This window comes from Citrobacter sp. LUTT5 (genome assembly GCF_009905315.1).
In the GTDB taxonomy this organism is placed as follows: domain Bacteria; phylum Pseudomonadota; class Gammaproteobacteria; order Enterobacterales; family Enterobacteriaceae; genus Citrobacter; species Citrobacter freundii.
The window spans coordinates 4,679,534-4,700,303 of record NZ_CP047606.1 but is presented as its reverse complement, the minus strand read 5'-3'; the positions used below and the strand labels follow the sequence as shown (position 1 = coordinate 4,700,303).

21 protein-coding genes are annotated in these 20,770 nt (G+C 52.4%); 10 read left to right on the top strand and 11 right to left on the bottom strand.

Features of this window, described 5'->3' with window-relative positions:
• Positions 1–58: 58 nt before the first annotated feature.
• From GUC46_RS22380 to GUC46_RS22345, 8 genes are all read right to left on the bottom strand, one after another.
• Positions 59–871 carry a shikimate 5-dehydrogenase gene (locus GUC46_RS22380; RefSeq protein ID WP_121572163.1) on the bottom strand — a complete coding sequence of 271 codons (813 nt, stop codon included), beginning with the start codon at positions 869–871 and terminating at the stop codon, positions 59–61.
• Position 872: 1 nt separating this feature from the next.
• Positions 873–2,096 (bottom strand): L-sorbose 1-phosphate reductase, encoded by a 1,224-nt coding sequence (gene sorE, locus GUC46_RS22375; RefSeq protein WP_003841404.1) that lies wholly within the window; start codon positions 2,094–2,096, stop codon positions 873–875.
• Between the two features lie 67 nt (positions 2,097–2,163).
• Positions 2,164–2,988: a PTS system mannose/fructose/sorbose family transporter subunit IID gene (locus GUC46_RS22370; protein WP_048216971.1), complete on the bottom strand. Its 825-nt coding sequence runs from the start codon at positions 2,986–2,988 to the stop codon at positions 2,164–2,166.
• Between the two features lie 11 nt (positions 2,989–2,999).
• Positions 3,000–3,797: a PTS mannose/fructose/sorbose transporter subunit IIC gene (locus GUC46_RS22365; protein WP_044715019.1), complete on the bottom strand. Its 798-nt coding sequence runs from the start codon at positions 3,795–3,797 to the stop codon at positions 3,000–3,002.
• Positions 3,798–3,862: 65 nt separating this feature from the next.
• Positions 3,863–4,357: a mannose/fructose/sorbose PTS transporter subunit IIB gene (locus tag GUC46_RS22360; RefSeq protein WP_003844693.1), complete on the bottom strand. Its 495-nt coding sequence runs from the start codon at positions 4,355–4,357 to the stop codon at positions 3,863–3,865.
• Positions 4,357–4,764: a mannose/fructose/sorbose PTS transporter subunit IIA gene (locus GUC46_RS22355; protein WP_003844694.1), complete on the bottom strand. Its 408-nt coding sequence runs from the start codon at positions 4,762–4,764 to the stop codon at positions 4,357–4,359. Before GUC46_RS22355 ends, GUC46_RS22360 begins: the two co-directional genes overlap by 1 nt.
• A gap of 9 nt (positions 4,765–4,773) precedes the next feature.
• Positions 4,774–5,580, bottom strand: coding sequence for an SDR family oxidoreductase (locus GUC46_RS22350; protein ID WP_003031649.1), 807 nt, complete (start codon positions 5,578–5,580; stop codon positions 4,774–4,776).
• Positions 5,581–5,650: 70 nt separating this feature from the next.
• A complete protein-coding gene (locus tag GUC46_RS22345) occupies positions 5,651–6,604 on the bottom strand; it encodes a sugar-binding transcriptional regulator (protein ID WP_003844696.1) in 954 nt (317 codons plus the stop codon).
• Positions 6,605–7,073: 469 nt separating this feature from the next.
• Between GUC46_RS22345 and rluF the strand changes: the two genes are divergently transcribed.
• Complete coding sequence (gene rluF / locus GUC46_RS22340) at positions 7,074–7,955, top strand: 23S rRNA pseudouridine(2604) synthase RluF (protein ID WP_060854510.1); 882 nt, start codon at positions 7,074–7,076, stop codon at positions 7,953–7,955.
• On the opposite strand, the gene GUC46_RS22335 is transcribed toward rluF, so the two are convergent.
• Positions 7,952–8,224, bottom strand: coding sequence for a DUF3811 domain-containing protein (locus GUC46_RS22335; RefSeq protein WP_003031655.1), 273 nt, complete (start codon positions 8,222–8,224; stop codon positions 7,952–7,954). The genes rluF and GUC46_RS22335 overlap by 4 nt on opposite strands.
• 191 nt (positions 8,225–8,415) lie before the next feature.
• Between GUC46_RS22335 and GUC46_RS22330 the strand changes: the two genes are divergently transcribed.
• Together GUC46_RS22330 and GUC46_RS22325 are read left to right on the top strand one after the other, a co-directional pair.
• Positions 8,416–8,772 (top strand): type II toxin-antitoxin system RelE/ParE family toxin, encoded by a 357-nt coding sequence (locus GUC46_RS22330; RefSeq protein WP_044715013.1) that lies wholly within the window; start codon positions 8,416–8,418, stop codon positions 8,770–8,772.
• The gene (locus GUC46_RS22325) at positions 8,769–9,107 is read left to right on the top strand and encodes a helix-turn-helix domain-containing protein (RefSeq protein ID WP_003841397.1); all 339 of its coding nucleotides are present in this window, start codon (positions 8,769–8,771) and stop codon (positions 9,105–9,107) included. The genes GUC46_RS22330 and GUC46_RS22325 overlap by 4 nt, the downstream gene beginning before the upstream one ends.
• Before the next feature lie 20 nt (positions 9,108–9,127).
• Here GUC46_RS22325 and rtcR read toward each other — a convergent pair whose 3' ends face one another.
• Positions 9,128–10,714, bottom strand: coding sequence for an RNA repair transcriptional activator RtcR (gene rtcR, locus GUC46_RS22320; protein WP_160180735.1), 1,587 nt, complete (start codon positions 10,712–10,714; stop codon positions 9,128–9,130).
• A gap of 448 nt (positions 10,715–11,162) precedes the next feature.
• On the opposite strand from rtcR, the gene GUC46_RS22315 reads away from it, so the two are divergent.
• Positions 11,163–12,290, top strand: coding sequence for a slipin family protein (locus GUC46_RS22315; RefSeq protein WP_160180733.1), 1,128 nt, complete (start codon positions 11,163–11,165; stop codon positions 12,288–12,290).
• A 5-nt stretch (positions 12,291–12,295) separates the two neighbouring features.
• Entirely contained in the window at positions 12,296–13,081 is a 786-nt protein-coding gene (locus tag GUC46_RS22310) for a nucleotidyltransferase domain-containing protein (RefSeq protein WP_160180731.1), read from the top strand.
• 42 nt (positions 13,082–13,123) lie between these two features.
• Here GUC46_RS22310 and lysC read toward each other — a convergent pair whose 3' ends face one another.
• Positions 13,124–14,473 carry a lysine-sensitive aspartokinase 3 gene (gene lysC / locus GUC46_RS22305; protein ID WP_130715366.1) on the bottom strand — a complete coding sequence of 450 codons (1,350 nt, stop codon included), beginning with the start codon at positions 14,471–14,473 and terminating at the stop codon, positions 13,124–13,126.
• A gap of 314 nt (positions 14,474–14,787) precedes the next feature.
• Between lysC and pgi the strand changes: the two genes are divergently transcribed.
• From pgi to GUC46_RS22280, 5 genes are all read left to right on the top strand, one after another.
• Positions 14,788–16,437 carry a glucose-6-phosphate isomerase gene (gene pgi / locus GUC46_RS22300; RefSeq protein WP_003031668.1) on the top strand — a complete coding sequence of 550 codons (1,650 nt, stop codon included), beginning with the start codon at positions 14,788–14,790 and terminating at the stop codon, positions 16,435–16,437.
• A gap of 419 nt (positions 16,438–16,856) precedes the next feature.
• The gene (gene yjbE, locus GUC46_RS22295; protein ID WP_003826562.1) at positions 16,857–17,099 is read left to right on the top strand and encodes an exopolysaccharide production protein YjbE; all 243 of its coding nucleotides are present in this window, start codon (positions 16,857–16,859) and stop codon (positions 17,097–17,099) included.
• A 119-nt stretch (positions 17,100–17,218) separates the two neighbouring features.
• Positions 17,219–17,857, top strand: a complete 639-nt coding sequence (locus GUC46_RS22290; RefSeq protein ID WP_106902786.1) for a YjbF family lipoprotein — start codon at positions 17,219–17,221, stop codon at positions 17,855–17,857.
• Complete coding sequence (locus tag GUC46_RS22285) at positions 17,854–18,591, top strand: capsule biosynthesis GfcC D2 domain-containing protein (RefSeq protein ID WP_016149395.1); 738 nt, start codon at positions 17,854–17,856, stop codon at positions 18,589–18,591. Before GUC46_RS22290 ends, GUC46_RS22285 begins: the two co-directional genes overlap by 4 nt.
• Positions 18,591–20,687: a YjbH domain-containing protein gene (locus GUC46_RS22280; protein WP_044702285.1), complete on the top strand. Its 2,097-nt coding sequence runs from the start codon at positions 18,591–18,593 to the stop codon at positions 20,685–20,687. The genes GUC46_RS22285 and GUC46_RS22280 overlap by 1 nt, the downstream gene beginning before the upstream one ends.
• Positions 20,688–20,770: the final 83 nt, after the last annotated feature.

Genomic DNA, 20,770 nt, shown 5'->3' with positions numbered 1-20,770 from the left:
ATGATTTTCTGATTAATGGTTATTAGAGCGCCCATCCCCGGCGCTCAGTTCTGCTCCTTTATCCCGCCCGCGCAAATTCTGCGGCTTCGGCAATCAGCGCGTCATCCGGGCGCATGCCGGTGTACATGGCGAATTGCTCTACGGCCTGTAAGGCAATCACCTCTGCACCGCTGATGGTCTTTTTACCCAACTGCTGTGCCAGCTTAATCACCGGTGTTTCCGGCGGTAGGGCGACGACGTCAAACACTACGCTGGCGGCAGCGACCATCGCTTCGCTGTAGGCCAGTTCATGACTCTCTTTGCCGCCAGCCATGCCGACGGGCGTCACGTTGACCAGAATATCGCAGGCAATCCCTTCCGACTGGGGCTGCCACTGGAAACCGTACTGTTTTGCCAGCGCCGGGCCGCTCTCGCGATTGCGTGCGGCGACGATCACATCGTGAAAACCGGCATCGCGAAACGCGGCGATAACCGCTTTACCCATTCCACCGCTGCCGCGAATCATCACGCGTGCGCTGCTATTGAGCTGGTGGCTGGCAATCAGGCTTTTTACCGCAATGTAGTCGGTGTTAAATCCTGTCAGCGTACCGTTGTCATTGACGATGGTGTTGACGGAATCAATCACTTTTGCGGAAGGGTCGATGGCATCCAGAAACGGCATACAGCTTTCTTTGAACGGCATAGAGACCGCACAGCCGCGAATTCCGAGTGCGCGAACACCTTTCACTGCGGCCTCAATATCCTGCGTGGTAAAGGCTTTGTAGATAAAATTTAAACCTAATTTTTCATACAGATAGTTGTGAAAGCGAGTGCCAAAGTTGCCAGGGCGACCGGCAAGCGACATGCACAACTGGGTGTCGCGGTTAATCATGTTAAATTTCCTCGGCGTGAGACAATATGTACTGTTCGGCTTCCTGCGACCAGACCCCCTGATGACGCTCCAGGATATCGCGCAAGGCTGGATCATCAATCTGGGTGAGCGCGGTTAATGGTAAGGCTTTGCCGGTGTAAACCAGTTTTTTCCCGCCGCCGACTGTTGGCAGTTCCAGCGTGGTTTCACCTGCCGCATTCAGCCCCAGAATGTGCGTCACCACTTTTGCGGCCTGAACCTTCTTCTCTTCGATAAGTTTAACCGCCGCGCGCATGTCGTCGGTATTGCCGCCAGACGTCCCAACATAATGGGTGAAGGCGTAGTGTACGTCGTAGAAGTTAATCGGCGCGCTAAACTGCTTATCCTGCGGACCAGCAAAGAAGTTCATGCAACCATCGGCAGCCAGCAGGGAAGAGGCCAGCGTAACCAGCTGTTCGTTGGGCACAAACACAAAGATGTCATCAAACCCGTGCCCGCCGCTCAGCGCCATCAAGGTGTCATAACTCGCATCCTGGGCGTGGAGATAATGGATCAACGTTTGTGGTTCTGATGGATAGTGCTTGCGGGCGTAGCTCAACTTGTCGTTATTGGTGTCGGTTACCACCAGCAGCGCCGGGTTAACCGGGCCATGCAGTGCATAGTCGATCGCCAGTAGTCCCATCGGACCGGTGCCGCCGAGTATCAGTGTATGTCCCTGCGGACGAATGCCCATCTTATGGTTATAAGAGCCTTCCTGCAGGTGATAGTTGGCGTTGAATGCGCCAATCACGCAGGATAGCGGCTCAACCAGCGAACCTTCAAAATAGGTTTCACCTTCGTAGGCCAACAGGCAGTCCTGCTCCATGACTTCATCAGGAATGATGACGTGCGTGGCTTCACCGCCCACCCACGGGAAGGAGTAGCCGGGACAGTCCGGGCGATCCGGCAGTTGCAGGTTAGCCTGAATGACATAGCGCTGGCCGGGCTGAAACTTATGCTGCCATTTTTTGCCTACGGCAATAATGTCGCCGCAAAACTCATGACCGATGATGATCGGGTTGGTGGCCACATCGTCCGGTACCTTTTTGTGGTTCTCGCCCTGGTTAGCCTCTTTCCAGGAAGAAAGGCACAGGCTGTCGGTTACGACTGAGGCCAGAATTTCGTCATCCCGCATTTCAGGAAGGTCGAAAGTTTCCAGGCGCAGATCGCGTTTACCATAAAGACGTAAAGCTGTTGTTGTTTGCATTGTTACCACCTCTTCCTCTTTCGAGGACTATTTGTTGAAGTTGCCCCGGCATTGCCGGAGCGAAAAATCAGGACAGGAAGCCCAGTGCGTTACCGATAATTCCCAGCGCAAACAGGGCGAAGATTAGCCATACCGGATTAATTTTCTTGTTGAGCAGACGCACCATCAGCAGCGTCAGACCCAACGCCAGCAGGCCGGGGCAGAGTTGGTCGAGAATGTTCTGCACGGTCATGGTGACGGTGGCGCCGTCTGCGCCAGGCGTTTGCGATACCACCAGCGGCACGTTGATGCTGGTCCATTTGGTGACCAATACTCCCATCACAAACAGGCCGAGAATCGATGCGCCTTCGGTCAGTTTCTGCAGCAGGTTGCCGCCCATGTCGCTGACGATGTTGACCCCTTTACGAAAGCCAAGCTGTAAGCCGTACCACTTCATTGCCAGACGTACTGCATTGAAAATAAAGAAGAACAATAGCGGGCCGAGAATGTTACCGGATAGCGCCAGCGATGCGCCGAGCGCGGCGGTAATCGGGCGCAGCGTTCCCCATACCAGCGGATCGCCGACGCCTGCCAGCGGACCCATCAGGCCGACTTTGATGCCGTTGATTGCGCCATCGTCAATTTCCGCACCGTTGGCGCGTGCTTCCTCCATTGCGGCGGTGACGCCAATCACTGGGCCGCAAACGGCAGGGGTGGTATTGAAGAACACCAGGTGGCGTTTGAGTGCGGCAACCTGATCCTCTTTTAGTGGATACAAGCGCTTGATGGCGGGGATCATGTCGTAGCAAAAGCCCAGCCCATGAATGCGTTCGAAGTTGAATGACGCCTGTTGCAGGTTGGAGCGAACAAACATGCTAAACAGGTCGGATTTGGTCAGTTTTTTCTGTTCCATGATGGGCTCCGTTAGTCTTCAAGCTGATCAAGAGCTTGAGAAGAGGGGGCTTGCGCCTGCGGTTCAGTCTTACGCCACTGTGGGTTCAACTGGATGTAGACCAGCGCGATAATCACGCCAACCCCACCGAAAGCCAGCAGGCTCAAATCGAGATAACCCCCAGCGATAAACCCGAGGAAGAAGAAGGGCATCAGGTACTTCACACCCATCATGCGCAGCACCATGGCGTAGCCGACCACCACGATAAAGCCACCGGCAATCTGCAATCCGCGGGTGACGAATTCCGGAATGGCGTTGAGCATATTGCTGACCATATCGGCGCTGACAAACAGCGAGACGATTAATGCGGGAATGGCAACGCGCAGCGCCTGTACACCGAGAGCGGAAACGTGCAGCATGTCGATGGTACGAAAACGGGCGTCTTCGGCGGCTTTATCCGCCGCGTGCTGGAACACCACGGTAATGGTACGGGCGAATACCGTCAGTACCTGGCCTGCCGCCGCCACCGGCAGGGCGATGGCGATACCGGTAGCAATGCTTTGCTGACCGACGATAACCAGAATGGCAGAGATAATACTGGCGAGCGCCGAATCGGGAGACTGCGCTGCGCCGACGTTCATCCAGCCAAGAGCGATTAACTCCAGCGTGCCGCCGAGCATAATCCCGGTTTTTAAATCACCGAGGATCAGGCCGATAACGGTACAAGCAATTAGCGGACGGTGGGTCTGGAACTCATCCAGCACGCTGCCCATTCCGGCAATACAGGAAAATAGGAATATGGCGATAATTTGTAGGGTACTTATTTCCATAATATGTCACCTTGTGAATGTGATCATCCCTGCCTGTTAAAGCATAAGTACACAGGCATTTTTATTTATTCAGCGAACGATTGTTCTTCTATTTTTTCGAGAATATTAATAGATGGATCGGATGCGACGACGCGTAAATCCAGCGCGACACCCAGTTTATCTAACTCACGAAACGCATGAATATCGTCGTTATCTAAAGAAACGGCTTTGGTTAATTGTTTTTTACCTGGTCGCCAGGCCATGCCGCCAATATTTAATGTGGTGATTTTTACCCCTTGTTTTACCATTGCTAATGCATCCTGCGGGCGGGTAAATAGATAAAAAACGGTTTCGTTCTGGTATTGCGGATTATGGTAAACTGCGACCGCCTTTTCGATATTAACAACGTTCACTTTCATTCCCGGCGGGGCGGCCTGACGTAATAATGTACGACGTACTTCATCGTTATAAACGTCGTCATTACAGATAATAATCCGTTGGGCATTCGCCACCTTCGACCAGACGGTGGTGACCTGACCGTGGATCAGGCGGTCATCAATACGAGCAAGGGTAATGTTCATCAGAAATCCTCTTCGGCCGTTTCCAGATGTTTCCAGACGACACAGGTTTGTTGAGCAATGGTCGTCAGGTGTTCGCACAGTTCATCCACATTCATACTGCTTTGGTTGTCTACCAGCTCCAGCGCCAACGGCAGTGATAACCCGCTAATGACCCGTATCGCCGGATTGTGCAACGCCAGCGTCGCGGCAGCATTCCAGGGACTGCCACACTGCAAATCGACGGCAATCAGCCATTCATCGCCAGTGTGAATACTTACTAACTTTTTCAGCTTTTCCACGATGTCGCTGGCGTTCTCTCCGGGGACAAATGCCACGGCTTCAACGTTGGCATCACCGTAGACCATCTGTACCGATTCCAGCATGGCGCAGGCCAGTTTGCCGTGAGCACAGAAGATTGCATTGACCATAAAACCTCCTTAGCCGCGGGTTTTTCCGCCCGCAATGTTAGTGGTTACTCCGGTTATGTAACTGGCGCGCTCAGACAAAAGATAACAAACAAAATCAGCGACTTCGCTTAAGCGCCCTGAGCGACCAATTGGGATCGCGTTCTTGGTGTAGCCCTCGCGCAGCTGTTCGACGGTAATGTTGCGAGTCCAGGCCAGCGCTTCTTCATACTCGGGGGTCCGCAGTCCGGTTTTTTCCAGAATGCCAGGTGCAATGCCCACCACACGAATGCCGTGTTTGCCCAACTCTTTCGACCAGGAACGGGTAAAGCTATTCAATGCGGCTTTGGTGGCGGCATAGCAACTTTGGCCCTCTGAACCTTCCAGCCCGCTTTCTGAAGAGACATTCACAATCACGCCGTTACGCTGTTTTACCATTTGGCGTGCCGCTGCTTGCGACATTAAGAACACACCTTTTTGGTTGATATTCACCATTTTTTCAAAAGCGGCTTCGTTGAGTTCATATTGCCCGGCGGGTGCTTTTTCATCGACCAGCAGCCGCGGAAAATTAACGCCTGCGTTATTCACCAAACCATCGATACGCCCATAGCGGTGGATAATTTCGGTAACGGTATGATTAACTTCTTTGGCGCTGGAAATATCTGTCGGCCAGAAATGATATCCATTGTGGCCTTCATATTTACCGTCACCACCGTGAATATCCGCCATTTGCACATTAGCGCCCTGCGCTAATAACTCTTCAACAATCGCCAGCCCAATTCCGGATGCACCACCGGTAACAATAATGACTTTGCCCTGCAAGTTTAACCACGTTTGCATAATTAACTCCCGATTTCAGATAAGGGGATCCCACATAAAATTAATTATGGCAGGACCAATTAGAATTTATTTACTTCAACAATAATTCAGCGGTATGGCTGTTGGTGACTAAACAGTTAATATAATTCCCACGTAATGCGCCTAATATCCCACTGTATTTTTCTTCACCCATTGCAATGCCAATGGAGTAACGCGTCTGTTTTAATTTATTGGTTTCGATGGAGAGCGTCTTTTCACTCATATTGGTTTCTACGGTTGCACCGTTGATATCGTAAAAGCGCGAGCAAATGTCTCCGGCGACCTGGCGAGCATGCAGGTCATCACTCTCTTCACTGCCGTAAAAAGCGTGCCAGTTGGCGCCATCACGTATTGCCGGAGATCCAATCCCAACCAGCGCGATGTCCAGATTATCCCAATAAGCGGAAATCGATTTAAAATGTCGTGACTGCATGATCCCGTTACGGATCAGCGGGTTTTCCAGCAGTGCCGGGAAATCTGCCAGGTGTGATTCCCCTTTAAGCTTTGCCGCAGCGCCGTAGGTCAACGTATTGACGTGGTAACGGCTTTCAAGCTTGCCGGACGGTCCGCCGATAATCGGCACGCAGATCAGCTGGCGCGACTGGCTGGCTGGGGATAACCCTTCCACCAGTCCCCGCACCGCGCGGCCCCATGAGAACCCGATAATGTCCCCAGGTTCCAGTAAGCGTTCCAGCAACTGTGCGCCGTGCACACCCATCATTGTGAGTTGTTCGTCTTCCTGTTCACTGTCGCAGGAGACCACCACCGCTTCTTTCAGGCCAAATTTCTGTTTTAGCTGCTGTTCCAGCCACAGATTTTCGTTGTAGTCGTAATTAATGGCGATGGTGACGATACCCTGCTCGCGTCCACGTTTTAGCAAACGGCTGATCGTGGTGCGGTAAATACCCAGCTCGCGGGCGATTTGCGCTTGTGTCATATCCTGTTCGTAATACAGCTGCGCTATCTTTACGATCAGGCGGATATCATCGCTGTTTTCCGTCGCCATTTTTGGACTCCTGCACATTTGTGCAAATCACGAAATTGTCTTCTTGATCTGATATAACCCCAATTGTTCTCCATCTCAAAGCTATTTTCACTTATTTCAGTGCCCTGTAATGACCGATTGTGTTGCACATTTGATGTGGTGATGGCGTGCTGTCGGCACATATGTGCTTGTCTCTCTAATGTATTGATTCTGCTTGTTTTCACCCAACAAAATTGCAGGGATGGATCGCTGACACTTTTGTGTCAAAAGGTGTGACGGATCACAAATAGCGCGTGGGCAGTCGAACACGATTATTTTTTATCGTCCGCAAGGTAGGGTATATTTCGCTTTTAATACACAAAAGCATTCAAGTTGTATCAAGGCGGCAAGGGAACGAATTCCTGGGAGCATAGATAACTATGTGACCAGGGTAAGTGAGGGCAGCCAACGCAGAGACGGCTTGAAGGATGAAGTGTATACAGGAGAAATTATGCTGCCCGACTCATCCATCCGATTAAATAAATACATCAGTGAAAGCGGAATCTGCTCGCGTCGCGAGGCGGATCGCTTTATCGAACAAGGGAATGTCTTCCTGAATGGTAAACGCGCCACCATTGGCGATCAGGTAAAGCCTGGCGACGTCGTAAAAGTGAATGGTCGGTTGATTGAGCCGCGTGAAGCGGAAGATCTGGTTTTTATCGCGCTGAACAAGCCGGTAGGAATTGTCAGCACCACCGAAGACAGCGAACGCGACAACATTGTTGATTTCGTGAATCACAGCAAGCGCGTGTTCCCCATTGGCCGTCTGGATAAAGATTCCCAGGGGCTAATCTTTCTGACCAACCACGGCGACCTGGTGAATAAAATCCTGCGTGCCGGTAACGATCACGAAAAAGAGTATCTGGTGACGGTAGATAAGCCGGTCACTGATGACTTTATCCGTGGTATGGGGGCTGGTGTGCCAATCCTCGGTACCGTCACCAAGAAATGTAAGGTGAAGAAAGAAGCGCCGTTTGTGTTTCGCATCACGCTGATTCAGGGGCTGAACCGTCAGATCCGTCGTATGTGCGAACACTTTGGCTATGAAGTTACCAAGCTTGAGCGCACACGCATCATGAACGTGAGTTTGTCCGGCTTGCCATTGGGTGAATGGCGTGACCTGACGGATGACGAACTGATCGATCTGTTCAAGCTGATTGAGAATTCATCATCAGAAGCTAAACCGAAGGCGAAAGCGAAGCCAAAAGCCGCCACTGCAGGCATCAAGCGCCCGGTAGTGAAAATCGAAAAATCGGCGGAGAAAGAGAAATCGCGCCCGGCGGCAAACGGCAAGCGTTTTATCTCACCGGGGCGTAAGAAGAAAGGACGTTAACGTCTGCCGCGCGTTGGCGTATTCGCCGACCAGGAGAATGACGCCTCTGAATCCGGTTTATAAGCCTGCTTTTTCTTCAATTGGCGGGCTTTTTTAGCTTCTGCTTCGCGCAAGGCCATCAGTTTATCGATGTACTCTTTCTTGATGCTGTTTGTTTCAGCGTTGGTCAGCAGGCGACCATGTGCAATGCGCGCGCGGTCAAGCAGCGTTTTCAGTTCACGCTGTTCGCGCTCGGTCATCTCTTTTTGGGTAATGCGGGGGAGTGCCATACGGGTGCCCTCTGTTAGCCGATATCCTCAGTGTACGGTAATTCGTGCAGAATAAAACTAATCCTGAAAGAGCCTCGCAAAATATAGCTTGTTGAAGTGACGGAATTTCTATTCTGATTTAGCGTAATGACAGGAAAACGTGTGGGTTACACATTTTATTGTTTGTATAAAATTTTATACAAGGATGTGTTATGCTTTCAATAAGGCGGGCCTTAAAGGCCATTGTCTGGATTGGCAGTTCATTTGATGATTTACGAAGCTTTCCTGAAGATATACGTAAAACCGCTGGTTTTCAGTTACATCGTTTACAGGCGGGATTAGAAGCTGCTGACTGGAAGCCGATGCCAGAGATAGGTCGCGGTGTTGAGGAGGTAAGGCTCAGGTATGAATCTGGCGCATACCGAATCATCTACATTGCTCGCTATGCTAACGCGGTCTATGTACTGCATTGCTTCAATAAAAAGACAAAACGTACTTCTGAGCACGATAAACACATTGCTAAAGTTAGATATCGAACGGCTTTGCAAGAAGACAGGAATCAGAAATGAACAATACCGTTGATAATAAGGTTCGCCATGTAACCTCTCCGGATGTCAATATTTTTGCCGAACTGGGGTTTGCAGAAGCGGAAGCGAAGAGCTTAAAGCATGATGCTGAATGCGAGGTCGAACAACTCATTCTCCTGAAGCAGCAGTTGATGCAAGAAATTTCCGGATGGATTCATGAAAACCATCTGAAACAAGCGGAAGCTGCTGTGAAACTGAATATTTCCCGGCCCCGTGTTTCAGATGTTGTTAATCAGAAAACCAACAAATTTACCCTTGATGCGCTGGTCATGATGCTGGTGAAGTTAGGAAAACCAGTAACAGTTCAGATTGGGTAATATTAGATCTAGATATTGTTTCATTGTATCTGATCGCTGCGAGCGCTTTCCCAGCTTAGCCCGAAACGAGCGAGATATTTGCGCAGGCGGTCTGCATCGTTAGGATTGGCTTTTTTCTGCCGTGAGACGGCAAACAGTTCGCGTCCGGCTTCCGACAGCGACGCGCAGCGGCGGCACACTTCCAGTACCGTTTCTAACTGGCGGCGATCGAACAGGTCAATGTCCATATTCAGTTCAGGCTGCGGAGTTGCTATCTGCCAACTCTCCTTTAGCAGCGCAATCTCTTCTTCGACAAGGGATAAGGTGATGCGACCTTGTTCGGCAAGCGTCGCCATGCGCGCGATGGATGAACTGAGTTCGCGAAAGTTGCCGCGCCATTGCGCCTGTGGGGAGCAGGCAAATGCCAGATAGGAAGCGCGGGCTTCTTTATCGAAACGGATTTGCGTCTGTTTGCTGTTGGAGAAACGTTGCAGCTCATACTCGACGTTCGGCGCGATATCTTCCCGCCGCTGCGCCAGACCGGGCAGGGCGAAGCACCACATGTTGATACGCGCGTAGAGATCCTCGCGAAAACGGCCTTCAGCGACCCATTGCCGCATGTCGCGATGGGTGCCGGCAATCAGTTGAAAATCGCTGCGTACTTCTTTGTCTGACCCAAACGGGAAAAAGGTTTTTTCTTCAATTGCTTTGAGTAGCATGGCCTGCTCGTCCAGCCCTAATTCGGCTATCTCATCGAGAAACAGCACGCCGCCATCGGCCTCTCGCAGTAATCCGCTACGCGCCGTGAGCGCACCGGTAAACGCCCCTTTCACATGACCGAACAGCGTGGACATTGCATTATCGCCGCGCAAGGTCGCGCAGTTAACCGCCACCAGTTTTCCCGCCACCAGATGCCGCGACTGGCGTAGCTGAAAAATACGTTTCGCCAGGAAGGATTTACCCGCGCCGGTAGGGCCGGTGAGCAGGATCGGGTCGGTCGAACGCAGAGCGACCCGCTCAATGCGATCGATCAGTTTATTGAAGGTGGCGTTGTGCGTATCAATCCCGGCTTTCAGAAAAGAGACCGACTGCTGCTGTTCGCGCTGAAAACGACTGGTGAGCGTGGCGTAGCGGCTTAAATCGAGATCGATAACCGAGCAGATGCCAGCGGCGATGGCCTCATCTGATGAACCGCGTGGCGCGGGGCCGGTTTGCAGCAGGCTGGCGGGCAGGTAGCGGGCTTCCGTCAGCAAAAACCAGCAGATTTGTGCCACGTGAGTGCCGGTGGTGATGTGCACCAGATACTCTTCGTTTTCCGTATCAAATTCATAATGCGTGGCAAAGTCGAGAAACGCGGCGTAGACCTCTTCAAAGTCCCACGGATCGTTAATGGTGACGGCATGCGGGCGAACATGGGTGTGCGGCGAAAACAGCGCGACGTCTTCAATCAACCTTTGCGCCATGCTCTCATCGCGTGGTTGGTGGAGGAGTTCCAGCCTGTCGACAGGGAAATCGGGTTGTTGGCATAGCCCAACCGTGGGTCGCCACTTCTTAAACCGATTGGCCCGCTTGCCGCGCTTATCGAGCACCGTTCCCAGTACGCCAATCACTACCCGTCGCTTCTTCATGGTTTATCCGAAAAGATAAATAAGAGAATAAAAGATAAAAAAATTAATCCATTGAGACAACCACCATTATTGGTGTTAATAATTAAAATCATAAAAATCAATTAATTAAAAATTAAATATGCCTGTTTTAATTCCTGGCACGCTTCTGGCAATAACACTTGCGTCAATCACGCTGAAAGCGCAGGGGGTTAAACCCCGCCGGCACGTCAGGAACGGCACAGGCTGTTTTCCGGGAGTGTTCCGTCAGCCGTTGACACACAGTGGGTTCGATTCCCAATTTCATCCCCGAATGAAAACTGGTTGTTAATCATAGAAATAAAGCGGAGTGATGCGCAGTTAGCACGCTCCAGAACAGGCTGCCGGTAATGATGCCGTGTGACAGGCAAAAAGGAATTCCCCTGTCGCTTCGCCCCTGCACCCGCGCCTGACTCACAATAAGGAATAAAAAATGATGAAAAAAATCACTATTCGTAAAGTCCAGCTTGGCCTGTTATCCCGACAGGGTGATTACTATCAGGTACTGGATGCAGGTGAACACCGTTTGCCATGGTTTAACACTCCGGACGTTCTGGTAATCAATACCGATGGCAGCGAAATTCCGGAAGCGCTCGCGGAGTATTTACGTCGCTTCCAGCCTACATGGGTGGAGCAGTACTGTGTGGTGGCTGATTTAACCGATACTGAAGCAGGTGCGCTGTATGTGAACGGCGTCTTGCAGGAAATTTTGCCACCGGCATCGCGCCGTCTGTACTGGCAGTCCGATGAAGCGCTGAAGCTGGTACGGATGGATACACGTCAGGTTTTGGTTCCTGTTGACGTGATGAACGCGGTGTTACAGCCCCGTCGCAGCGGTGCGGTGAAAGGTCGCGAAGCTATCTTAACGGTGCAGGTCCCAGCGTGGCACGTCGGTGTACTGAAAATTGATGGTGAAACTCAGGCGCTGTTGCTGCCGGGGTTAACAGCATACTGGAAGGTAAACCATCTGATTGAAGCGGAAGTGGTGGATACCCGTTTGCAGGTGCTGGAGGTTGGCGGCCAGGAGATACTGACCAAAGATAAGGTCAACCTGCGTTTAAACCTGGCGGCGAACTGGCGTTATAGCGATGTGTTGCTGGCATTTGGTCAACTGACTAAACCGCTGGATCACCTTTACCGTGAATTGCAGTTTGCGCTGCGTGAAGCGGTGGGAACGCGCACGCTGGACGAATTGCTGGAAGATAAGCAGGTGATCGATGAAGTGGTGAGCGCGCAGGTGAAAGCCCGTATGACGCCGTTTGGTATTGAGGTGGCTTCACTGGGGGTGAAGGATATTGTCCTGCCCGGCGATATGAAGGCTATTTTATCGCAACTGGTTGAAGCGGAAAAATCCGCCCAGGCCAACGTGATCCGACGTCGTGAAGAGACTGCCGCCACGCGATCGCTGTTAAATACGGCAAAAGTGATGGAAAACAACCCGGTAGCGCTGCGCTTAAAAGAACTGGAAACCCTCGAAAGAGTTGCTGAGCGTATCGATAAAATCTCGGTGTTCGGGGGCCTGGATCAGGTGCTGCACGGCCTTGTGAACATAAAAGGATAAGAATAATGAGCGACAACACAGTGGACAGCGCAATGCGTGAAAGGGTATTGCGCCAGCTAAAAGAGGTTGAGCAGCGTTATGGCGTCAGGGTGCTGTATGCCTGTGAATCCGGCAGCCGTGGCTGGGGATTTGCCTCGCCGGACAGCGACTACGACGTGCGATTTCTCTATGTTCATCCCCCTGAATGGTATCTGCGGGTCGAAGCGCCACGCGATGTTATCGAGCTGCCGATAGATGATGAGCTGGACGTGTGCGGCTGGGAATGGCGCAAGGCGCTGGGGTTACTCAAAGGCGCAAACCCGACGCTTATCGAGTGGCTGGATTCGCCAGTTGTCTATCAGCAGGATGAAGTGGCCGTTTCGGCGCTGAAAGCGTTGGTGCCCAAATGGTTTTCTCCGCTACGTGCCCGCTGGCACTACTACTCGATGGCGCGGAAAAACTTCCGTGGCTATCTGCAAGGTGACGACGTGCGATTGAAGAAGTACTTCTACGTCATTCGGCCGCTGCTGGCGGTACGTTGGGTGGAAGCGGGCAAGGGCGTGCCACCAATGCGTTTTGCCGAGCTGCTGGCGGGGAGTGAACTGGATGCGCCATTGCGTCAGGAAATCGACGAATTGCTGGCGCGCAAACAGCGGTCAGGTGAGGCTGAGTATGGTCCGCGTCGTCCATTGTTACATGCGTTTATCCGCGCCGAACTGGAGAGAGGAGAAATCCCGCCAACCTTACCAGACAGCCGGGAAGGGGATGTGAGGGAATTGGACAGGCTGCTATATGGCACGGTGATGCGGTGAAAATGCCCGATGGCCTAAGAGCCATCGGGCGTTGACGTCTACTTATTCAAACAAGTTATGGTGTAGCTTCTGTACAACCTGCTCGGCTTCAGTACCGGGTACCAGGAAGCACAGGTTATGGCTGGACGCGCCGTAGCAAATCATTCGAATGTTGAATGGCTCCAGTACGCCGAAAACCTCTTTACCCACGCCACAGGCTTTGGACAGGTCATTGCCAATCAACGCCACCAGCGCCAGGCCTTCTTCCACTTCAACCCGACACAGGGCAGACAGTTCCATCAGCAGAGACTGTGTTAACAGTGTATCGCCGGTGGACGTTGAACCAGTGGTATCCAGCGTCAGCGCCACGCTGACTTCGGATGTGGTAATTAAATCGACCGAGATATTGTGGCGTGCCAGGATGCCGAACACTTCCGCCAAAAAGCCGCGAGAGTGCAGCATATTCAGGCTATGCAGTGTCAGCAGCGTCTGCTTACGGCGTAATGCCAGCGCCCGGAACAGCGGTGGATTCGCGGTTTTATTACATACCAGCGTACCGCCTGCTTTTGGATCCTTACTGGAGCCCACAAATACCGGAATATCGCTACGTACGGCTGGCAACAGGGTTGCCGGGTGCAGAACTTTCGCGCCAAAGGTCGCCATTTCCGCGGCCTCTTCAAAGGCAATTTCATCAATACGCTGCGCAGCCGGAACCACGCGCGGATCGGTCGTGTAAATGCCGGGAACGTCGGTCCAGATATCAACGCGCGTTGCGTGTAGGGCTTCTGCCAGTAAGGCGGCGGTATAATCGCTGCCGCCGCGTCCCAGCGTGGTGGTGCGGCCCTTGCCTTCACTGCCGATAAAGCCCTGAGTAATCACCAGACCTTCGCTCAGACGCGGGGCCAACTGGAACGTTGCCAGTTCAGCCAGCGCCGTGACGTCGGGTTCTGCACGACCAAAACGATCGTTGGTGCGCATCACTTTACGCACGTCAAACCACTGCGCTTGCACGTTGCGTTCACGCAGGATCTCGACGAACAGCAGGGTAGACATCAGTTCACCGTGGCTGACCAGTTCGTCGGTCAGCGCGGTTGAGGTCGCCAGTGACGCCGCTTCTGCCAGTGTGGTGATGTTTTCCAGCAGACGTTCGATCTCTTCACGGATCACGTTTGGATAACGCAGGCGTTCCAGAATATTGAACTGAATTTGACGAATGGCATCGAGTTTTTCGAAGCGCGCGGTTGGCTCCAGCCCTTCAGCCAGTGCGACCAGCAGGTTGGTGATTCCCGCAGAAGCGGAAAGTACCACCACACGGACGTTAGCATCAGAAAGCACTACATCAGCGCTGCGATTCATGGCATCAAAATCCGCCACGCTGGTACCACCAAACTTGGAGACAACTACATCAGTCATAACTACCTCGTGTCAGGGAATGAATAGAGCGACCATGGCACATAAGGCAGAACGAAAACCGGTGCAGGCGCAAATGCAAATACCGTATTTATAAATAAAATGTGTAGCTTGCACTGTCAACGCTGGGATTATGCGGATTTTTCATGCTGCAACTGCGTTGAGTAACGGTACTAATAACAACGCTGATAACCGCTATACTTTTTAGCCACGTTTGGCGGATGCCCTGGCAATGGCATTAAAACAATCACACTTTTCTGTGACTGGCGTTACAATCGATCTCAGTCACAATTCTCAAAATCAGAAGAGTATTGCTAATGAAAAACATCAATCCAACGCAGACCTCAGCCTGGCAGGCACTACAAAAACACTTTGAAGAAATGAAAGACGTTACTATCGCGGATCTTTTCGCGAAAGATAGCGATCGTTTCACTAAGTTTTCCGCGACGTTTGACGATCTGATGCTGGTGGATTTCTCCAAAAACCGCATCACTGAAGAGACGCTGGCTAAACTGCAAGATCTGGCGAAAGAAACCGATTTGGCGGGTGCCATCAAGTCCATGTTCTCCGGTGAGAAAATCAACCGTACTGAAGACCGTGCCGTGCTGCACGTGGCGCTGCGTAACCGTAGCAATACGCCGATCATCGTTGACGGCAAAGATGTGATGCCGGAAGTGAATGCGGTACTGGAGAAGATGAAATCTTTCTCTGAAGCGATCATCTCCGGAAGCTGGAAAGGCTATACCGGCAAAGCCATCACTGATGTAGTAAACATCGGTATCGGCGGTTCTGACCTTGGCCCGTTCATGGTGACCGAAGCGCTGCGTCCGTATAAAAATCACCTGAACATGCACTTTGTGTCGAACGTCGATGGTACGCACATCGCCGAAGTGCTGAAAAAAGTGAACCCGGAAACCACGCTGTTCCTGGTCGCTTCCAAAACCTTTACCACCCAGGAAACCATGACCAACGCCCACAGCGCGCGCGACTGGTTCCTGGCGACCGCTGGCGACAACAAGCACGTAGCCAAACACTTCGCAGCGCTTTCCACTAACGGTAAAGCGGTTGGCGAGTTTGGTATTGATACTGCCAATATGTTCGAGTTCTGGGACTGGGTTGGCGGTCGTTACTCCCTGTGGTCTGCAATCGGTCTGTCCATCATCCTGTCCGTAGGCTTCGACAACTTTGTTGAGCTGCTCTCCGGCGCGCATGCGATGGACAAACACTTCTCCACCACCCCGGCTGAGAAAAACCTGCCGGTGCTGCTGGCGCTGATCGGTATCTGGTACAACAACTTCTTCGGTGCCGAAACCGAAGCGATTCTGCCGTATGACCAGTATATGCACCGTTTCGCGGCCTACTTCCAGCAGGGCAACATGGAATCCAACGGTAAATACGTTGACCGTAACGGCAATGCGGTGGATTACCAGACTGGCCCAATCATCTGGGGTGAGCCGGGTACTAACGGCCAGCATGCGTTCTACCAACTGATCCACCAGGGTACCAAAATGGTGCCGTGCGATTTCATCGCGCCGGCAATCACCCACAACCCGCTGTCGGATCACCATCCGAAACTGCTGTCTAACTTCTTCGCGCAAACCGAAGCGCTGGCTTTTGGTAAATCTCGTGAAGTGGTTGAGCAGGAATATCGCGACCAGGGTAAAGATCCGGCTACGCTTGAGCACGTTGTGCCGTTCAAAGTGTTCGAAGGTAACCGTCCAACAAACTCCATCCTGCTGCGCGAAATCACGCCGTTCAGCCTGGGTGCGCTGATTGCGCTGTACGAACACAAAATCTTCACTCAGGGCGCGATCCTGAACATCTTCACCTTTGACCAGTGGGGCGTTGAGCTGGGCAAACAGCTGGCGAACCGCATTCTGCCAGAGCTGAACGATGATAAAACTGTTTCTTCCCATGATGTTTCTACTAATGGGTTGATTAACCGTTACAAAGCCTGGCGCGCCTGATGGCGCTGCGCTTATCCGGCCTACAGGCACATATCCTGTAGGCCGGATAAGGCGTTTCGCCGCCATCCGACATTAATGAAATAAAAAAGCCGATATTAATATCGGCTTTTTATAAGATTACTCCAGGATATCTACGTTTTTACTTCACCCTTTAATTGAGCTTAATCCTAAAATAATTTATTCAACGTTACCCTGTTTCTGATATTTTCAGATTTACCGGATATTGTGTTTTTACTATTGTATTTTAACTATTTGAATTAATTTGTTTTTTATTATTTGCTGTTAATCATTTTTTCTCTCGTTATCTAATTGTCCTAAATTCCCTCTCGACCTAATTTGCATACTTCGCTTGTGTATACTCGATCTCGCCCGAAATTCTTTTGGGTAAATCTCCATTCATACAATGAAGGGAATTTGTGATGAAAAAAGTTCTGTATGGCCTTTGGGCTATATCTGCGCTTGCGGCGACCTCTGTCTATGCCGCCCCCGTTCAGGTGGGTGAGGCTGCAGGGTCGGCTGCTGCGTCGGTTTCGGCAGGAAGTTCCTCCGCAACCAGCGTGAGCACCGTAAGTTCTGCGGTGGGGGTTGCCCTGGCGGCGACCGGCGGCGGCGATGGTTCTAATACCGGAACCACAACTACCACAACCACCAGTACCCAGTAATAAAGGTACGTTTAATTCTAACCACACTTCGGTGTGGTTATTTTGGAATTGCCAAAAGTCTGTGGGATTTGTAGGCCGGGTAAGCGTCGCGCCACCCGGCAATAATGCGGAGAAACGTCGTGAAGCGACCAGCGATCATAATGGTTTGCCTGCTGCTGCAGGCGTGCTCAGCCACTACCGAAGGGCTGGGTCATTCGCTGTGGGATAGCGTGTTTGGTACTCCCGGCGTACAGATGACGGACGATGAAATTCAAAACATGCCTTACGCCAGCCAGTACATGCAGCTCAACGGCGGTCCCCAACTGTTTGTGGTACTCGCATTTGCAGAAAACGGACAGCAGAAATGGGTGACTCAGGATCGGGCTATTCTCGTCACGCAGCATGGGCGCATTGTGAAAACGCACCTTGGCGGGGACAACCTAATCGAGGTGAATAATCTGGCGGCAGACCCGCTCATCAAGCCAAATCAGATAGTCGACGGCGCAACGTGGACCCGCACGATGGGCTGGACTGAACATCAGCAGGTACGCTATGCCACCGCGCGCTCGGTTTTCACATGGGATGGCGCAGACACCATCAAAGTCGGCAGCGATAACACGTCGGTACGGATCCTTGATGAAGGGGTCACCACCGATCAAACGCGCTGGCATAACCGCTACTGGATCGACAGTGAAGGGCAGATTCGCCAGTCGGAACAGTATCTTGGCGCAGGTTTCTTCCCGGTGAAAACCACGCTGATTAAGGCGGCAAAACCATGATGAAACAAATGATTACTGCGCTGACATTCAGCCTGTGCGCGGCATCTGTTTTTGCTGCGGGCAGCGTAAAAGTGATTACGACAGGTAGCACAGAAGCAAAAACGCTGACCGGGGCTGAACATCTGCTCGACCTGGTTGGACAGCCGCGGTTGAGCAATAGCTGGTGGCCAGGTGCGGTTATCAGCGAAGAGCGGGCAACAACTGAGGCACAACGTCAGCAGCAGGCATTACTGGCTCGTCTGGCGGCGTTGAGTGCTGAAGCAAGCGGTGATGATGCTGGCGCCATCAACGCATTACGCCAGCAAATTCAGGCGCTGAAGGTGACCGGTAGACAGACGATTAATCTCGACCCGGATGTAGTACGTACCAGTGAGCCAGGCAACCCGCCGTTGCAGGGCAATTACACACTGTGGGTCGGACCGCAGCCCACGGATATCACGCTGTTTGGCCTGCTAAGCCACCCGGGTAAACAGCCTTTTATACCCGGACGTGATGTTGCCAGCTATCTCGATGGGCAGCATCGGCTCAGCGGCGCGGATCGTAGCTACGCCTGGGTTGTCTATCCCAACGGACGCACACAAAAAGTACCGGTCGCCTACTGGAACAAACGTCACATTGAGCCGATGCCCGGCAGCATCATTTTTGTCGGGCTGTCGGACTCTGTCTGGAGCAGCACCCCGGATGAAATCAATGCCGACATTCTTCGCACCCTGACCCAGCGGATACCCGAATAGTGAGAAAAACTTATCTGCTCAGCCTGTTGGCGCTGGGTATCAGTGCGGCCTGTCACGGTGAAACGTATCCTGCGCCGATTGGTCCTTCCCAGTCCGATTTTGGCGGCGTGGGGCTGCTGCAAACCCCAACCGCACGCATGGCGCGTGAGGGCGAAATGAGCCTTAACTACCGCGATAACGATCAGTACCGCTATTACTCTGCGTCGGTGCAGCTCTTCCCGTGGCTGGAAACCACGCTGCGCTATACCGATGTGCGTACCAAACAATACAGTAGCGTGGAGTCGTTTTCTGGCGATCAGACTTACAAGGATAAAGCTTTTGATCTCAAACTACGTCTGTGGGAAGAGAGCTACTGGATGCCGCAGGTGGCGGTAGGTGCGCGCGATATTGGCGGAACGGGCCTGTTCGATGCGGAGTATATTGTGGCGAACAAAGCCTGGGGACCGTTTGATTTCTCACTCGGTCTTGGCTGGGGATACCTCGGGACCAGCGGCAACGTCAGCAATCCGTTTTGCTCATACAGCGATAAATTCTGTCATCGCGATAACAGTTACAAGCAGGCGGGTTCCATTGACGGCAGCCAGATGTTCCACGGCCCGGCGTCGCTGTTTGGTGGCGTGGAATATCAGACACCCTGGCAGCCGCTGCGTCTGAAACTGGAGTATGAGGGTAATAATTACCAGCAGGATTTTGCGGGCAAGCTGGATCAGAAGAGCAAGTTTAACGTCGGCGCTATTTATCGCGTCACCGATTGGGCCGACGTTAACCTCAGCTATGAGCGCGGCAACACCTTTATGTTTGGGTTCACGCTGCGGACTAACTTCAACGATTTGCGACCAAACTATAACGATAACGCCCGTCCGAAGTATCAGCCGCAGCCGCAGGATGCGATCCTGCAACATTCGGTAGTGGCGAATCAGCTAACGCTGCTGAAATACAATGCCGGGCTGGCGGATCCTAAAATCCAGGTGCAGGGCGATACGCTGTATGTAACAGGCGAACAGGTGAAATACCGTGATTCGCGCGAGGGGATCGAGCGTGCCAACCGGATCGTGATGAACGATCTTCCTGACGGGATCCGCACGATCCGTATTACGGAAAATCGCCTTAACTTACCGCAGGTGACGACCGAAACAGAGGTTTCCAGCCTCAAGCGCCATCTGGAAGGCGAGCCCTTGGGCCATGAGACTCAACTGGCGCAAAAACGCGTGGAGCCCATGGTGCCGAAAACGACCGAGCAGGGCTGGTATATTGATAAGTCGCGCTTCGATTTCCATATCGATCCGGTGCTAAACCAGTCGGTGGGTGGCCCGGAAAATTTCTATATGTATCAGTTGGGCGTGATGGGTACGGCGGATTGGTGGGTGACCGATCATCTGCTGACCACCGGGAGTTTGTTCGCCAACCTCGCCAATAACTATGACAAGTTTAACTACACCAACCCGCCGCAGGATTCGCATTTGCCGCGTGTGCGTACCCATGTACGTGACTACGTGCAAAACGATGTTTACGTGAATAACCTGCAGGCCAACTACTTCCAGTCACTCGGCAACGGCTTTTACGGACAGGTGTACGGCGGCTATCTGGAGACCATGTACGGCGGCGCGGGGGCAGAAGTGCTGTATCGTCCGCTGGACAGCAACTGGGCGTTTGGTGTTGATGCCAACTACGTGAAACAGCGTGACTGGCGTAGCGCGCAGGACATGATGAAATTCACCGACTACAGCGTGAAGACCGGGCATTTGACCGCGTACTGGAATCCTTCTTTCGCCCAGGATGTGCTGGTGAAAGCCAGCGTGGGTCAGTATCTGGCCGGGGATAAGGGCGGAACGTTGGAGATCGCCAAACGCTTCGACAGCGGTGTCGTGGTGGGTGGTTATGCGACTATCACTAACGCCTCGCCGGATGAGTATGGCGAGGGTGATTTTACTAAAGGGGTGTACGTTTCCGTGCCGCTGGATCTGTTCTCGTCTGGCCCGACCCGCAGCCGTGCGGCGATTGGCTGGACGCCGTTAACACGTGATGGCGGTCAGCAGCTTGGGCGTAAGTTTGGTCTGTACGATATGACCAGCGATCGCAGCGTGAATTTTCGGTAATCGAGCCGTTTGCCAGCCGGATGGCGCTACGCTTATCCGGCCTACAAAGAGCCTGTATTGCAGGCCGGATAAGGTATTTACGC

Excerpts from the sequence above, each read along its gene's own strand:
- pgi (WP_003031668.1), top strand. The coding sequence starts at position 14,788 with ATGAAAAACATCAATCCAACGCAGACCTCAGCCTGGCAGGCACTACAA.
- GUC46_RS22355 (WP_003844694.1), bottom strand. The coding sequence starts at position 4,764 with ATGGTCAATGCAATCTTCTGTGCTCACGGCAAACTGGCCTGCGCCATG.
- GUC46_RS22370 (WP_048216971.1), bottom strand. The coding sequence starts at position 2,988 with ATGGAACAGAAAAAACTGACCAAATCCGACCTGTTTAGCATGTTTGTT.
- GUC46_RS22330 (WP_044715013.1), top strand. The coding sequence starts at position 8,416 with ATGCTTTCAATAAGGCGGGCCTTAAAGGCCATTGTCTGGATTGGCAGT.
- rluF (WP_060854510.1), top strand. The coding sequence starts at position 7,074 with ATGCTGCCCGACTCATCCATCCGATTAAATAAATACATCAGTGAAAGC.
- GUC46_RS22325 (WP_003841397.1), top strand. The coding sequence starts at position 8,769 with ATGAACAATACCGTTGATAATAAGGTTCGCCATGTAACCTCTCCGGAT.
- GUC46_RS22360 (WP_003844693.1), bottom strand. The coding sequence starts at position 4,357 with ATGAACATTACCCTTGCTCGTATTGATGACCGCCTGATCCACGGTCAG.
- GUC46_RS22285 (WP_016149395.1), top strand. The coding sequence starts at position 17,854 with ATGATGAAACAAATGATTACTGCGCTGACATTCAGCCTGTGCGCGGCA.
- lysC (WP_130715366.1), bottom strand. The coding sequence starts at position 14,473 with ATGACTGATGTAGTTGTCTCCAAGTTTGGTGGTACCAGCGTGGCGGAT.
- GUC46_RS22310 (WP_160180731.1), top strand. The coding sequence starts at position 12,296 with ATGAGCGACAACACAGTGGACAGCGCAATGCGTGAAAGGGTATTGCGC.
- GUC46_RS22350 (WP_003031649.1), bottom strand. The coding sequence starts at position 5,580 with ATGCAAACGTGGTTAAACTTGCAGGGCAAAGTCATTATTGTTACCGGT.
- GUC46_RS22315 (WP_160180733.1), top strand. The coding sequence starts at position 11,163 with ATGATGAAAAAAATCACTATTCGTAAAGTCCAGCTTGGCCTGTTATCC.
- yjbE (WP_003826562.1), top strand. The coding sequence starts at position 16,857 with ATGAAAAAAGTTCTGTATGGCCTTTGGGCTATATCTGCGCTTGCGGCG.
- GUC46_RS22365 (WP_044715019.1), bottom strand. The coding sequence starts at position 3,797 with ATGGAAATAAGTACCCTACAAATTATCGCCATATTCCTATTTTCCTGT.
- GUC46_RS22380 (WP_121572163.1), bottom strand. The coding sequence starts at position 871 with ATGATTAACCGCGACACCCAGTTGTGCATGTCGCTTGCCGGTCGCCCT.
- sorE (WP_003841404.1), bottom strand. The coding sequence starts at position 2,096 with ATGCAAACAACAACAGCTTTACGTCTTTATGGTAAACGCGATCTGCGC.
- GUC46_RS22335 (WP_003031655.1), bottom strand. The coding sequence starts at position 8,224 with ATGGCACTCCCCCGCATTACCCAAAAAGAGATGACCGAGCGCGAACAG.
- rtcR (WP_160180735.1), bottom strand. The coding sequence starts at position 10,714 with ATGAAGAAGCGACGGGTAGTGATTGGCGTACTGGGAACGGTGCTCGAT.
- GUC46_RS22345 (WP_003844696.1), bottom strand. The coding sequence starts at position 6,604 with ATGGCGACGGAAAACAGCGATGATATCCGCCTGATCGTAAAGATAGCG.